Genomic DNA, 14,161 nt, shown 5'->3' on the forward strand with positions numbered 1-14,161 from the left:
AATTTTGAACCAGAGACAAAAAGATACAAAATATTGACTAGGGATACGCGATGAAACAACAAATATTTGCAGGTAAACGTGTTGGCGTAATTCCCTCGCGCTATGAAAGTACAAGATTCCCAGGAAAACCTCTAGCCTCTATATTAGGAAAGTCTTTAATACAAAGAGTTTACGAAAATGCAATTCGAAGTACCCTTTTAGATACTGTGATTGTAGCTACAGATGATCTGCGGATTTTCCACCACGTATGGAGCTTTGGAGGGCAATGCGTAATGACCTCTCCCGAATGCATTAATGGTACAGAACGCATAGCCAAGGCCACGTCTCAGCATCTACCCGAAGCAGAAATTATCGTGAATATTCAAGGGGATGAGCCCTGCCTCTCTCCCGATGTTGTGGACACTCTTATAGCCAAACTAGATGCTTGTCCTGAAATCTCTATAGTAACACCAGTAACGCTAACAACAGATCCTGAAGAAATCTTAACAAACCATAAAGTGAAATGTGTTTTTGATAAAAATGGAAAGGCTTTATATTTTAGTCGCAGTCCTATCCCTCATGGTTTAAAAAAAGAAATACCTATGTATCTTCATACGGGGGTATATGCCTTTAGAAGACAAGCTCTGTTTGACTACATAAAACTCGCCCCTACGCCATTAAATCAAGCTGAGGATCTGGAGCAACTACGTATACTTGAACATGGAGGAGAAATTCACATTTGTATTGTGAATACGAAAAGTCCTTCAGTAGACTATCCAGAAGACATAAACAAGGTGGAAAAATACTTAACATGCCATTCAATTGCATTTTTCTAACGGGAGGAGTCGTTTCTTCTCTAGGTAAAGGATTAACAGCTGCTGCACTTGCTCTCTTGCTGGAGAGACAAAATCTTAAAGTAGCTATGTTAAAACTTGATCCCTACCTAAATGTTGATCCCGGGACCATGAATCCTTATGAACATGGAGAGGTTTACGTTACCGATGATGGTGTAGAAACGGATCTTGATCTTGGTCACTATCACCGCTTTTCTTCAGTACATTTATCGAAGTATTCCACTGCGACTTCAGGACAAATCTATGCTCGAGTTATTAAAAAGGAACGTGAGGGACGCTATCTAGGAAGCACAGTCCAAGTAGTTCCACACATTACTAATGAGATTATCGAAGTTATCTTAGAGTGTGCCCAAGAAAGTCAACCCGATGTTTTAATTGTAGAAATTGGAGGTACTGTAGGAGACATAGAATCTTTACCTTTTTTAGAAGCCATCCGCCAATTTCGTTATGACCATGCGGAAAATTGCTGTAGTATTCACATGACCTACGTCCCCTACTTAAAGGCGGCAGGAGAAGTCAAGACAAAACCAACACAACATTCTGTACAAAGTTTGCGTGGTATTGGCATTATTCCTGACGCTATTCTTTGTCGTTCTGAATCTCCTTTACCCGAAGAAGTTAAAAAGAAAATCAGTCTCTTCTGTAATGTTCCTCATAATGCCGTATTTAATGTGATTGATGTTGAACATTCAATATACGAAATGCCTTTAATGCTCTCTAAAGAAAAAATTTCTACATGGATTACAGAAAAGCTTTCTCTAAATACGCAACAAAAAGATCTTCAGGATTGGGAAGATCTAGTCTCTCGCTTACGCCAACCACTCCCAAACAAAGTACGCATTGGTTTAGTAGGGAAATATGTACAACATAAAGATGCGTATCGCTCTGTCTTCGAAGCAATTACCCATGCAGCTTTAAGCTTAAACTGCTCTGCAGAAATTCTCCCTCTGGATCCCGAGAATCCCCATATTTATAAGGTCTTGGAACAATGTGATGGTTGTCTAGTTCCAGGGGGATTTGGAGTCCGGGGTTGGGAAGGGAAAATCGCAGTAGCCCAAATGTGTAGAGAACAAGGAATCCCCTATTTTGGTATCTGTCTAGGAATGCAAGTTCTTGTTGTGGAGTATGCGCGCCATGTCCTGCATTTAGAAAATGCAAATTCTACAGAAATGGATATATCTACACCAACTCCTGTGGTTTGCCTCATGGATGGTCAAGATTCTCTATCTGCAACTGGAGGCACGATGCGCCTAGGAGCCTACCCATGCATCCTGACTTCAGGAACAAAAACCTATCAAAATTATCAGTCTTCCGAAATCAAAGAACGCCACCGTCACCGCTATGAAGTGAATTCTCACTACATCCCACAACTACAAAAACATGGCCTAAAAATTGTAGGACATAGTCCTGACGGAAAGCTGTGTGAAATTGTGGAAGTTGCTAACCACCCCTGGATGATCGGCGTGCAATTTCATCCCGAATTTCTTTCTAAGCTCACTGCCCCCCATCCCCTATTCATAGGATTTATTGAAGCAGCCATCCTACACTCAAGGAATACAACCTATGCATAGTCACCAACACACCACATTTCTAGGAGTTGATTACGGCAACAAACGGATTGGACTTGCTTGGGCATCTGCGCCCCTATTGATTAGCTTACCCATAGGTTTCATCAACACTGGGAAAACCATAGAAGAAACAGTGAATCATTTACACAAGATCATACAGGAAAAGAGAATTTCTTGTGTAATCTTGGGGAACCCTATTCCTATGAACACAGGTCAGCTCTCTTATTTACAAGAAGACATACGAAAATTAGCCTCTATGCTTCAAAAATATACAGAAACTATCCTTTGGGATGAACGGCTATCCTCTGTACAAGCGGAACGCCTACTAAAAACCGACTGTGGACTCAGCCGTAAACAAAGAAAAGGAAAAACAGATAGTATCGCGGCAACCTTAATTCTTTCTAGTTTTTTAGACACCCTTTCTCATCCGCGATCGTCTGAGGAAAATACTTAGACCCTACCGTAGCTATAAGGTGGCGCCGAGAAAAAGACATTACAACACCGTTTCTCAGCCTACGCAGAAGTACAAATAAATTTCATCTATGCCATTGAGGCAAAAGTAGATTTTATCAATGAAACAGTACAACTCTAGTATATTTTATCAAAATATCCTAGCATAGCTCATGTTCCGCATTGCATCTCAAGTGTTCATGAACGTTCTATCTCTTCCATGGATTGTTGTTCTCTTTGGCTTTGTCTTTCTGCACTCAGGTTGTGTCTCTAAATCCTCATGCAATACACCAGCCTTGACGATTGCGATTTATGATGATCCTTTCTCCCTATCCCCTGATCAAGCAAAGCGCGCTTTAGATCTTTCCATAGCAAAACTCCTATTTGAAGGACTAACAAGAGAAAATGCTACTCTATCTTCTGGTATAGAATTAGCTTTAGCTAGCCACTATAGAGTATCTACTGATGCAACTACCTATACCTTCTTTTTAAAACCCAATGCCTGCTGGAGTGATGGTTCAAAAATCACAGCTCATGATGTTATCAAATCCTGGGAACATGCTAAACAATCTTCTCCACATCATCAGCTATTTGAAGGCATAAACTTCTACCCAAACTCTTCTTCAGAAATTACATTAACCCTAAATATTCCCAATCCCCAACTCCTACATCTGTTATCCTCACCAGCGTTCGCTGTCTTTAATCCTAATAACCTAAATATATTCAGCGGCCCCTTCCGTCTTCTTTCTCATACCCCTAACCACTCTCTGGCATTAGAGAAAAATATTCACTACTATGATCAAGACAAAGTAGCTATTGATTCACTTCGTCTACTCGTTGTTCCTGATTTCCATACAGCATCCTTGCTATTACAGCGTGGGGAAATTCAATGGCTAGGCCAACCCTGGCATCAAGGGCTGACTAAAGAACTTAAAGACAGCTCCTCCTATCACTATACTTATTATCCTGTGGAGGGGATTTTTTGGATAACTATCAATACGCAAGATCCTTTTCTATCGCATTATGATAATCGTTACCGCGTTGCCTCAGCGATTAACAGAGAAGAAATTATTCAGCATGCTCTACAAAGCAATCAGGAGCCTGCCTACGGCCTTACAAGACAATCTCAACCGAACAGACTCTCTGAAAAGCAAACTATTAACCCATCTCCTATAAAACTTAAACTTACCTACCCAGCAAATATATTCCGCTGCCAATGCATTGCAGAAATTCTGAAAGAACAATTGAAAATAGTATCTATTGATCTTATCCTGGAAGGATTAGATTACCATGTCTTCTTAAACAAACGTAAAAATCACGATTTCTCCTTAGCCACAGGAACGGGGGTTGCTTACTATCCTCAAGCTCACATTCTTACCCCCGAAGCTAGCTGCCTAATAAAAAATTTAGAAATCCTACCTATATATCACATGACCCATGACTACCTAACAACATTACGTATAGAAAATATTCTATACAATGCTTCGGGAGCTGTGGATCTTAAGTATGCCTATCTAAGCCTGCCCTCCTCATGTTCTTGACAATAGTCCTAGCAACATCAGCCCTTCCTCCTACTCAAATCAAATTCTAGGCACAGGCAAAACAACTTTTCTATCCAAATTATACGAAAAAAAGAAACTGCAATACGAACTTATTCATCTATAAAAATAACAAGCTATAAAAATAATAAGGCTCTCCACCCGGAGAAAATTAATAAAAATAAATAAAATTAATGCAATTAAGTTTATGTTGAAGATTGGAAAACCTCTTTGTATACTACTAAGGTTCTTACCCCATCAATTGTAACTACTCAGTTTCCATCTTATGAAAAGAAAATCTCGTTTCCTGTACCTTCTTACCCTACGAGCATCTCTTTTCCTTAGTATTACGCCATTGCTGTTCGCATGCTCTCAACACTCTCTCCACCCCAATGCGATAACAATTGCAATTAGTCACGATCCGATGTCTCTAGATCCTCGCAGCGCCTGTTTAAGTAAAGATATTTCTATAGCCCAAGCTCTCTATGAAGGGCTCATGAGAGAACATAACCACCATCCCCAGCCGGCACTAGCAACACACTACACAGTTTCTGATGATCAAACTATTTATACATTTTATTTAAAGCCTTCCCAATGGAGTAATGGCGATCCTGTTACTGCTTATGATTTTGAGGAATCCATAAAACAGCTATATCAATGTGAAGTAGCGGGTTCCTCGGTTTTTCTTATGGGAGTAATTAAAAATGCTCAAGCCATTACTAAGCACCAACTTCCTGTCGACGCCTTAGGTATCCGTGCGATTAATGATCTAACCTTGGAGATTACCTTAGAACAGCCCATCCCTCATTTTCTAGAGCTCATCTCCTATCCTCTTTTTTTCCCTGTACACATATCTTTAAGAAATTATTATAAAACGCGTGGCACTCCTTTTCCTCATATTTCCAATGGTCCCTTTGTTCTTCATACATACCATCCACAAAATCAACTTATCATGAAAAAAAATTCTCGCTACCATGAACATAGCGCGGTCCAATTAGAAACTATTACCTTTCAAGTTGTTCCTGAAACACATACAGCGATGCAATTATTGCAAAAAAAACTTATTGATTGGATGGGTTCTCCTTGGAGCGCCCCTATTACCAAAGAAGATCAAAATCGTATCCCACAAGAAAAGCTATACAAATATCCTGTATTGGGAACTACAGCGCTCATCTGCAACCTCAACAACACTCTGATAAAAAATAAATCCCTACGCCAGGCCTTAAGCTATGCTATTGATAAACCATCTTTGCTCCAGTTTATTAACTCTGGGCAAGTTGCAGAAAATTTTCTTCCTCCTTCCTTATCGACGCTACCAATACAAGGCGCCATGCCCCAAGAACAGAGGGAAAGTATTGCCCGAGAGTATTTTAAAAAAGCTCAGCAAGAACTTTCCCAAAAACAACTTTCTGAACTCTCCATTATCTATCCCCTAGAATCTGCATCTTTAAATGCTATTGTGCAAGAGATCCAACAACAAATTAAACATGTCCTAGGAATCTCCATTACAATTCAAGGTATGGAATACCACTCGTTTTTAGATAAACGCAATCGGGGAGACTTCTCTCTTGCTACGGGGAAGTGGGTTGCCAACTACCCCCGCCCCTCCTCTTTCTTGGCGATTCTTGGCAACCCCACGCCCAGTGTATCCACAACATCACTCACTCACTGGGAAAACCCACAGTACAACACTATCGTAAATCGACTGCACTCCCACCCTAACGAAAACGATCAGTATACTGCAGAAAATCTCATTAAAGAAGACCTACCTCTAATTCCTTTATATCATTTTGAATACGTATACGCAGCAAATCCCAAAATCCATCAAGCATACTGCTCTCCTTTAGGACATGTGGACATTAAAGAATTAGTAATCACAAAATAATTTTTAAAATTTCTCCTTATTATTTACTTTACATCATCTGGTGACTTAAACTTAAAAAAGTAGGTATAATTCCTCATGAAAAATCCATGAATGATTTTCTATTGAAGCTAGGGGGCAACAAGAATATACTATGCAAAATATAAAGGTTCTTTGTTGGGGAATACGTGCCATATCAAAGCACTAGGGTAAGCTATGCTCCGTTACATAAGTAAGCGTCTATTATTTAATTTACTTTCTCTGTGGGTAATCCTTACCCTCACATTTTTAGTGATGAAGTCCATCCCAGGGGATCCTTTTAATGATGAAAATAGTAATGCTCTATCACAAGAAACTCTTCACATCCTAAAAACGCAATACGGATTAAATCAACCCCTATACCAACAATATCTTTACTATCTAAAATCTTTAGTCACTCTAAATTTTGGTAACTCTTTAGTTTATAAAGACCGTAGTGTGATCAGTATCATTACTACAGCTTTCCCTGCATCGGCAATCCTAGGAATTGAAAGTCTCGTGCTATCCATTTTTGGAGGTATTTTCTTAGGAACCCTAGCCGCTATGCGAAAAAAAAAACAAGGCCATTACATCCTTCTCTCCTCAATCTTCCAAATATCAGTGCCTACTTTTGTATTAGCCACTCTGTTACAATATCTATTTGCTGTAAAAATTCCGATTCTCCCCATAGCTTGCTGGGGAAGTTTTAGCCATACCATTCTCCCCTCACTCGCTTTGGCAATTCCTCCCATGGCATTTATTACGCAATTAACCTGTTCTTCCGTATCTTCCGTATTGAATAAGGACTACGCTTTGCTTGCCTACGCTAAAGGTTTACCTTCTATAGAGGTGATTCTAAAACATATCCTTCCCTATGCTATCTTTCCTACAATCTCTTACGCTGCTTTTCTTGTGACTACAGTAATGACAGGGACATTTGCTATAGAAAATATCTTCTGTATCCCTGGGCTAGGTAAATGGTTTGTCTGTAGTATAAAACAACGTGATTATCCTGTAACTTTAGGACTTTCTGTGTTTTATGGAGCTTTTTTTATGCTATCTTCTCTACTATTTGATCTTTTACAAGCAATGATCGATCCTCAACTCCGCCATACCTATAAGAAAATAGAGAGAAAAAGAAAACCTACCCAAGAAAACCCACAAGTATAACAATAAAACTCAGATACAGAAAAACAATCCATGGATATTCCTTCTAACTCATTCTTCTTAAAGAAACGTAGAAAAAACAACTCCATGTTCCTACTAGGCGCCTCCCTACTGGGAGTCCTAATCCTCAGTGCTACTCTTCTACCCTGGCTCTACCCAAATTACGAAAAAACATCTCTAGAACATACTCTCACTCCTCCTACAAAACTTTTCCCTTTTGGGACAGATGCGTTAGGTCGCTGTATGTTAGCGAGAACAATTCAAGGATTACGTTTATCCCTACTCATTGCCATTACGGCGACATGCATTGACGTCTGCATAGGCCTCCTATGGTCAACTCTTGCCCTAGCTACAGGAAAAAAAATGGCTTTTCTCATGATGCGCATTACAGAAATTCTATTTTCGATTCCGAAAATTCCTGTAATTATTCTTCTACTAGTGATCTTTAATCACGGATTCTTTCCCTTGATCTTAGCTATGACCCTAACCGGATGGATCCCTATAGCAAAAATTATTTATGGACAGTTCTTACTCTTAGAAAATAAAGAATTCGTCTTATCTGCAAAAGCAATGAATGCCTCGACATGGCACATTCTGAAAAACCACCTGCTTCCTAATACCTTTGCCCCTATAATTTCCACATTAATTTTCACTATCCCCGGAGCTATCTATACCGAAGCCTTTATCAGTTTTTTAGGGCTAGGCATCCAACCTCCCCAAGCAAGTCTAGGAACTCTAGTAAAGGAAGGAATCAGCGCTATTGACTACTATCCCTGGTTATTTTTCATTCCTTCAGCTTTTATGATCGCCCTTTCCATAAGCTTTAACTTGATTGGAGAGGGAGCCAAGGCCCTGTTTATTGAGGAAAATTCCCATGCCTAATTCCCTACTACACATTAATAAATTAACCATCATGTCAAAGCATCCCTGCCGCAAGCTGATTCACTCCTTATCATTAAAAATTCAACAACAACGTAGTTTAGCTTTGGTTGGAGAAAATGGCTCAGGAAAAACGACTCTGATTAAAGCTATTTTAGGATTTCTTCCTGATACTTGTACTATAACTCAGGGAAATATCTTTTTTGAAAAACAAGATCTCATCACATTGTCTCACAAGGATAGGCAAAAAATCCGTGGGAAAAAGATTGCCGTTATACTACAAAATGCTATGGGAGCACTCACTCCTTCTATGCAAATTGGAGAACAAATTATTGAAACTCTACTCTATCACGAGAAAATTACACGTCAGGAAGCATATGACAAAGCCCTGGATCTCCTAGCTAACGTACACATTTCCCACCCGAAACAATGCTTATATCTCTATCCATTCCAACTAAGTGGAGGCATGCGACAACGGATTGTCATTGCCATTGCCCTAGCAAGTTCTCCACAATTGATTCTTGCTGATGAACCTACAACAGCTCTAGACTCTATATCTCAAGCGCAAGTATTACGCATATTGCATAAAGTAAATAAAGAAAAAAATACCACCATGCTACTCGTCACACATAATCTAGCTCTCGTTACAGAACTTTGTGATGATGTGGCCATTATTAAAAATGGCCAACTCATAGAAACAGGAAGTGTAGATGAAGTCTTTTCCTCACCCCAACATCCCTATACCCAACGCCTTCTCCATTCTATAGCGAAAATCCCTATAACAGCTACCTCATCCCCAATCTTGAAAGAAAAAGTCCTATCCTTAACCACCGGAATCACATCGAACCTATGACACATTTAGTAACTATTGAACATCTCTCCCTAACCATGAGAAAACACGTCCTTCTTAAAGACATTTGTCTTCAGTTAAATAAGGGAGAATGCTTAGCTATTGTAGGATCCAGTGGATCAGGAAAATCATCATTAGCCTTAACAATTTTAGGATTACTGAAACCTAATACAGGTACGATCACCTTCCATGTCCATCCCAAAATGCCAAAAGCTAAGATTGTGCAAATGGTCTGGCAAGACATTTCCTCTAGTTTAAACCCCACCATGTGTGTAGAAGAACTGATTCTCGAACCCCTCAATATCCTAGGAATCCGATCAAAAGAAAGGCTCTATCAAGTACTCGATTTAGTGCATCTTCCCCGATCTCTCCTCCCCCTAAAGCCGCATCAACTCAGTGGAGGTCAAAAGCAATGTGTCGCTATTGCTAAGGCATTAATCTGTGAACCTAATCTTCTCATTTGTGACGAACCCTTGTCTGCCCTAGACACCCTCAACCGCTCACTCATTCTAGAGCGATTTCAAACAATAAAACAAGAGTGTAAAAGCACCCTACTCTTTATTACCCATGATATGTCCGCTACGTATTACTTAGCTGATACCATTGCTGTGATGCACCAGGGAATGCTTGTAGAATATGCTCCTACAAAAAAAATCTTTCAAACCCCCGAACATAAAAAAACTCAAGAACTATTAGATGCGATCCCAAGATTCTCTCTAGAATACACTATGGACTTCCAGGAAAATTTAGCAACAAGCCACGTGCTAGTATAAAAGAAATCCCCAAGAGAAACACTTTAATACCTAAAGTTCTTTGTAGTATTGTAAGCGGTAGGTATACTAGCAGTAGATTCCTCGCATTATGCTAAGAATACAACTAAGCGATACGCAGTTTACGCTAAATTTAATATCTTGTCTTCGAAACACATCGAAACACGGAATATATCAATCGCGATGTTAAATCGTTGACAGAAGAAATAGAGCGTGCTACGACTCAAAATAACAGCCGTTGCCATGGAGCACCATTCATGATGGAAATTTCTCATATCTTGGAAGACCTTGCTTATGATGAAGGAATTCTTCCTAGAGAAGCTATTGAAGCGGCCATTGTGAAGCACAAACAAATCACTCCCTATTTATTACACATTCTTGAAGAAGCTAGTGAGCGTATTCCCGAACTAATTAATGACGGTAGTTATCAAGGTCATCTCTATGCTATGTACCTATTAGCTCAATTTCGAGAAAGCCGTGCTTTGCCTCTCATTATTAAGCTATTTTCCTTTACTGATGATACTCCCCACGCCATTGCAGGTGATGTGCTTACTGAAGACTTATCGCGAATTCTTGCTAGTGTATGTGAGGATGAGTCTCTAATCAAAAACCTTATCGAATCCCCAGGAATTAATCCCTATGTAAAAGCAGCAGGAATCTCAAGCCTAGTTCACCTTGTAGGAGCTCAAAAAATCTCAAGAGAGACAACGATTCATTACTTTGGAGAATTGTTAAACTATAGATTAGAAAAAAATCCGTCCTTTGCCTGGGACAGTTTAATAGCTGCAATATGTGCTTTATATCCTGGGGAACTCTTTTATCCTATTAGCAAAGCTTTTCAAGCAGGACTCATAGATGAAACGTTTATAAGTATGGAAGATGTGACGAACGTTATACAGGAAGAAACCATTGACTCCTGTATGCAAGAGCTATTATCCTCTCCAGAACTTATCAATGATACTCTAGAAGAAATGGAAAAATGGTTAGAAGACTTCCCTAAACCCCCACAGGTGTCCAGTGAACAAACATAAACGTTTTCTATCTCTTTTATTCCTCACTTTAGTCCTTTTAGGCATATGGTTTTGCCCTCATCCGGGAACCATTAACTCCAATGCCTGGCATCTCTTCGCCGTATTTACAACAACCATTCTTGGCATTATCTTACAGCCTGTTCCTATGGGGGCAATTGTCATTATTGGCATTTCTACGCTCCTTCTAACACAAACACTCACACTAGAACAGGGATTATCGGGATTTCATGATCCTATAGCCTGGCTCGTTTTCCTTTCCTTTTCCATAGCCAAAGGAATCATCAAAACAGGATTAGGAGAACGCGTTGCTTATTTCTTCGTCAGCGTATTGGGAAAAAATCCTTTAGGGCTTAGTTATGGCTTAGTCATCACGGACTGTTTATTAGCTCCTGCGATTCCTAGTGTCACAGCACGTTCTGGAGGGATTCTGTACCCCGTGGTTATGGCACTATCTGAATCTTTCGGAAGCACAGCAGAAAAAGGTACAGAAAGCCTCATTGGATCCTTTCTCATTAAAGTAGCCTACCAAAGTTCCGTGATTACGAGTGCTATGTTTCTTACTGCTATGGCAGGGAATCCTCTAATTGCTTCCCTTGCTAGCCATATTCATGTGACTCTCACATGGTCGATATGGGCAAAAGCAGCTATTCTTCCAGGATTACTCAGCCTTATCTTTATGCCTATTATTTTATACAGGCTCTATCCCCCAACAATTAGTTCTTGTGAGGAAGCCATTCGTACGGCAAAACTACGTTTAAAAGAAATGGGTCCCCTAAAACAAAGTGAAAAAATCATTCTTATGATTTTTAGCCTACTTGTCATTCTATGGACCTTTGGGGATTTTTTAAGAATATCGGCAACAACAGCAGCTCTTATTGGACTATCCTTACTCATTCTTACCAATATCTTAGATTGGCAGAAAGATGTTATTGCGAATACAACTGCCTGGGAAACGTTTATCTGGTTCGGAGCACTCATTATGATGGCTTCACTACTCAATAAGCTAGGATTTATCCCCCTCATTGGAACGTCTGCCGCAACTGCTGTAGCAGGATTATCTTGGAAAATGGGTTTCCCTATTTTATTCCTGATTTATTTTTATTCCCATTACCTATTTGCCAGCAATACAGCACATATTGGCGCCATGTATCCCGTGTTTCTTGCCGTGGCAATTTCTTTAGGAACAAACCCTATTTTTGCTGTTTTATCCCTTGCCTTTTCTAGTAATTTGTTTGGAGGTCTTACTCACTATGGCTCCGGACCTGCCCCCCTTTACTTTGGTTCCAAACTTGTTACCATTAAGGAATGGTGGAAATCCGGTTTTATACTGAGCGTCTTTAACATCATCACTTGGATAGGTTTGGGTAGTTTATGGTGGAAACTCATCGGACTCATTTAATACACACATGTTTTCTTAAAATATTTTCTTTATCAAAAAAAGAAAAACATGGAGAAATGATAAAACAAGAACTTGACCCCTCGAGCCTATGCAACTAGATCCTGGCAACCTTGACAGCATAGTTATTCCCAACCCACCTCCCCTACCTAGAGAGTTACAAAAATTCCCTGCGCTACTCCCTGCTCAGGATTCCCGATTTTCTTCACAATTCGATCCTAAAGTAGCTCAACTATTTCCTCATACCTATAATACGCCCTACTTGAAATTTATTTCAGGAGAACCTCCCTCTCCGAAACCTATCAAAGTAGGAGTTATGCTTTCTGGAGGGCCTGCTCCTGGAGGACACAATGTTATTTGGGGATTGCTGCATAGCCTGAAAAAAATCCATCCCGACAGCTCTTTAATCGGATTTATTAATGACGGCCAAGGGTTAATCCAAAACCATACCATAGAAATCAACGAGAAATTCATGGAAGCCTTCAGAAATTCCGGAGGATTCCACTGCATAGGAACAGGAAGAACAAATATCATTACTGAAGAAAATAAATCTGCTGTTCTTGCAACTGTAAAAAACTTAAATCTTGATGGTCTCGTCATCATCGGTGGTGATGGATCAAATACAGCAACTGCAATTCTTGCAGAGTACTTTTCTCAGCAATATCCCAAAACCTGTATTGTGGGTGTGCCTAAAACTATTGATGGTGATCTGCAACATCTCTTCTTAGACGTCACTTTTGGATTTGACTCAGCAACAAAATTTTACTCGTCCATTATCAGTAATATTTCTCGAGATGCTCTATCAGGCAAAGCCCATTACCACTTCATTAAACTCATGGGAAGATCCGCATCACATATCGCCTTAGAATGCACGCTACAAACACATCCCAATATCACCCTAATCAGTGAGGAAATTGCTGAAAAGAATATCCCTTTAAAAACGATCATTCATAAAATGTGCTCCATCATTGCTGATAGAGCCGCTATGGGGAAATACTATGGTGTTGTTCTCATTCCTGAAGGAGTCATTGAATTCATTCCAGAAATCAATAATCTAGTAAAAGAAATCGAAAATATTCCCGAAGGGAAAGACAAATTTTCTCAATTATCAAAAGAATCTCAGCTGTTACTCAATAGCTTCCCTCAAGAAATTGTTCACCAATTACTTCATGATCGTGATGCCCATGGAAATGTTTACGTATCGAAAATTCATGTAGATAAACTCTTGATTCATCTGATCTCCAATCACTTGCAAAAACATTTTAAAAACGTTCCTTTCAATGCAATTTCTCATTTTTTAGGCTATGAAGGACGATCCTGTGTACCAACCAAATTTGACAATACCTATAGTTATGCCCTAGGATTTGGGGCAGGAGTCTTAGTGTATAATCGCTGTAATGGATATCTTGCTGCTATAGAATCACTTATCAACATTGTAGATAAATGGCGGTTACGTGCCATCCCTATTGTGAAAATGTTCACAATGCAAAAAAAACCCGATGGTACCCTACAGCCACGAATCAAAAAACGCTTAATCGATATTGGAAGCCCTGCATTCCGTAAATTCAAACTTTACAGAAAAATCTGGGCTCTTGAAGATTCCTACCGTTTTCTAGGGCCATTACAAATTCATACTCCCCCAGAAACACATGCAGACCACTTCCCTCCCCTGACGTTATTACTGAATCATAGTGAATGGCAAAAAAAGTGTTCGATATGTATGGAAATTCCTGACTGTAATTATTAATTTTTCCCTCGATCTCTAAAAGCTCTCATCTAAAAATCGGGACCTCGTGTACA

General features: G+C 39.6%; 12 protein-coding genes. All 12 read left to right on the forward strand.

Annotated features, from left to right (window positions below):
- Positions 1-62 precede the first annotated feature (62 nt).
- The 12 genes from kdsB to M787_RS04650 all read left to right on the forward strand — a co-directional run bounded on the left by kdsB (position 63) and on the right by M787_RS04650 (position 14,108).
- On the forward strand, positions 63-815 hold the full coding sequence (gene kdsB, locus M787_RS04595; RefSeq protein WP_420795483.1) for a 3-deoxy-manno-octulosonate cytidylyltransferase: 753 nt from the start codon (positions 63-65) through the stop codon (positions 813-815).
- On the forward strand, positions 791-2,404 hold the full coding sequence (locus M787_RS04600; protein WP_021828405.1) for a CTP synthase: 1,614 nt from the start codon (positions 791-793) through the stop codon (positions 2,402-2,404). Before kdsB ends, M787_RS04600 begins: the two co-directional genes overlap by 25 nt.
- Positions 2,397-2,855 (forward strand): Holliday junction resolvase RuvX, encoded by a 459-nt coding sequence (ruvX, locus tag M787_RS04605; RefSeq protein WP_021828406.1) that lies wholly within the window; start codon positions 2,397-2,399, stop codon positions 2,853-2,855. Before M787_RS04600 ends, ruvX begins: the two co-directional genes overlap by 8 nt.
- A 169-nt stretch (positions 2,856-3,024) precedes the next feature.
- The gene (locus M787_RS04610; protein ID WP_021828407.1) at positions 3,025-4,392 is read left to right on the forward strand and encodes an ABC transporter substrate-binding protein; all 1,368 of its coding nucleotides are present in this window, start codon (positions 3,025-3,027) and stop codon (positions 4,390-4,392) included.
- Positions 4,393-4,675: 283 nt separating this feature from the next.
- Positions 4,676-6,274: a peptide ABC transporter substrate-binding protein gene (locus tag M787_RS04615; RefSeq protein WP_034734431.1), complete on the forward strand. Its 1,599-nt coding sequence runs from the start codon at positions 4,676-4,678 to the stop codon at positions 6,272-6,274.
- 192 nt (positions 6,275-6,466) lie between these two features.
- A complete protein-coding gene (locus M787_RS04620; RefSeq protein ID WP_021828409.1) occupies positions 6,467-7,438 on the forward strand; it encodes an ABC transporter permease in 972 nt (323 codons plus the stop codon).
- A 30-nt stretch (positions 7,439-7,468) separates the two neighbouring features.
- Positions 7,469-8,317, forward strand: coding sequence for an ABC transporter permease (locus tag M787_RS04625; RefSeq protein WP_021828410.1), 849 nt, complete (start codon positions 7,469-7,471; stop codon positions 8,315-8,317).
- Positions 8,310-9,167: an ABC transporter ATP-binding protein gene (locus M787_RS04630; protein WP_021828411.1), complete on the forward strand. Its 858-nt coding sequence runs from the start codon at positions 8,310-8,312 to the stop codon at positions 9,165-9,167. The genes M787_RS04625 and M787_RS04630 overlap by 8 nt, the downstream gene beginning before the upstream one ends.
- Positions 9,164-9,937: an ABC transporter ATP-binding protein gene (locus M787_RS04635; protein WP_021828412.1), complete on the forward strand. Its 774-nt coding sequence runs from the start codon at positions 9,164-9,166 to the stop codon at positions 9,935-9,937. Before M787_RS04630 ends, M787_RS04635 begins: the two co-directional genes overlap by 4 nt.
- Positions 9,938-10,194: 257 nt before the next feature.
- Entirely contained in the window at positions 10,195-10,965 is a 771-nt protein-coding gene (locus tag M787_RS04640) for a DUF1186 domain-containing protein (protein WP_021828413.1), read from the forward strand.
- A complete protein-coding gene (locus M787_RS04645; RefSeq protein WP_021828414.1) occupies positions 10,952-12,364 on the forward strand; it encodes an anion permease in 1,413 nt (470 codons plus the stop codon). Before M787_RS04640 ends, M787_RS04645 begins: the two co-directional genes overlap by 14 nt.
- Before the next feature lie 88 nt (positions 12,365-12,452).
- Positions 12,453-14,108, forward strand: coding sequence for a diphosphate--fructose-6-phosphate 1-phosphotransferase (locus M787_RS04650; RefSeq protein WP_021828415.1), 1,656 nt, complete (start codon positions 12,453-12,455; stop codon positions 14,106-14,108).
- Positions 14,109-14,161: the final 53 nt, after the last annotated feature.

The organism is Chlamydia gallinacea 08-1274/3, from assembly GCF_000471025.2.
GTDB lineage: Bacteria > Chlamydiota > Chlamydiia > Chlamydiales > Chlamydiaceae > Chlamydia > Chlamydia gallinacea.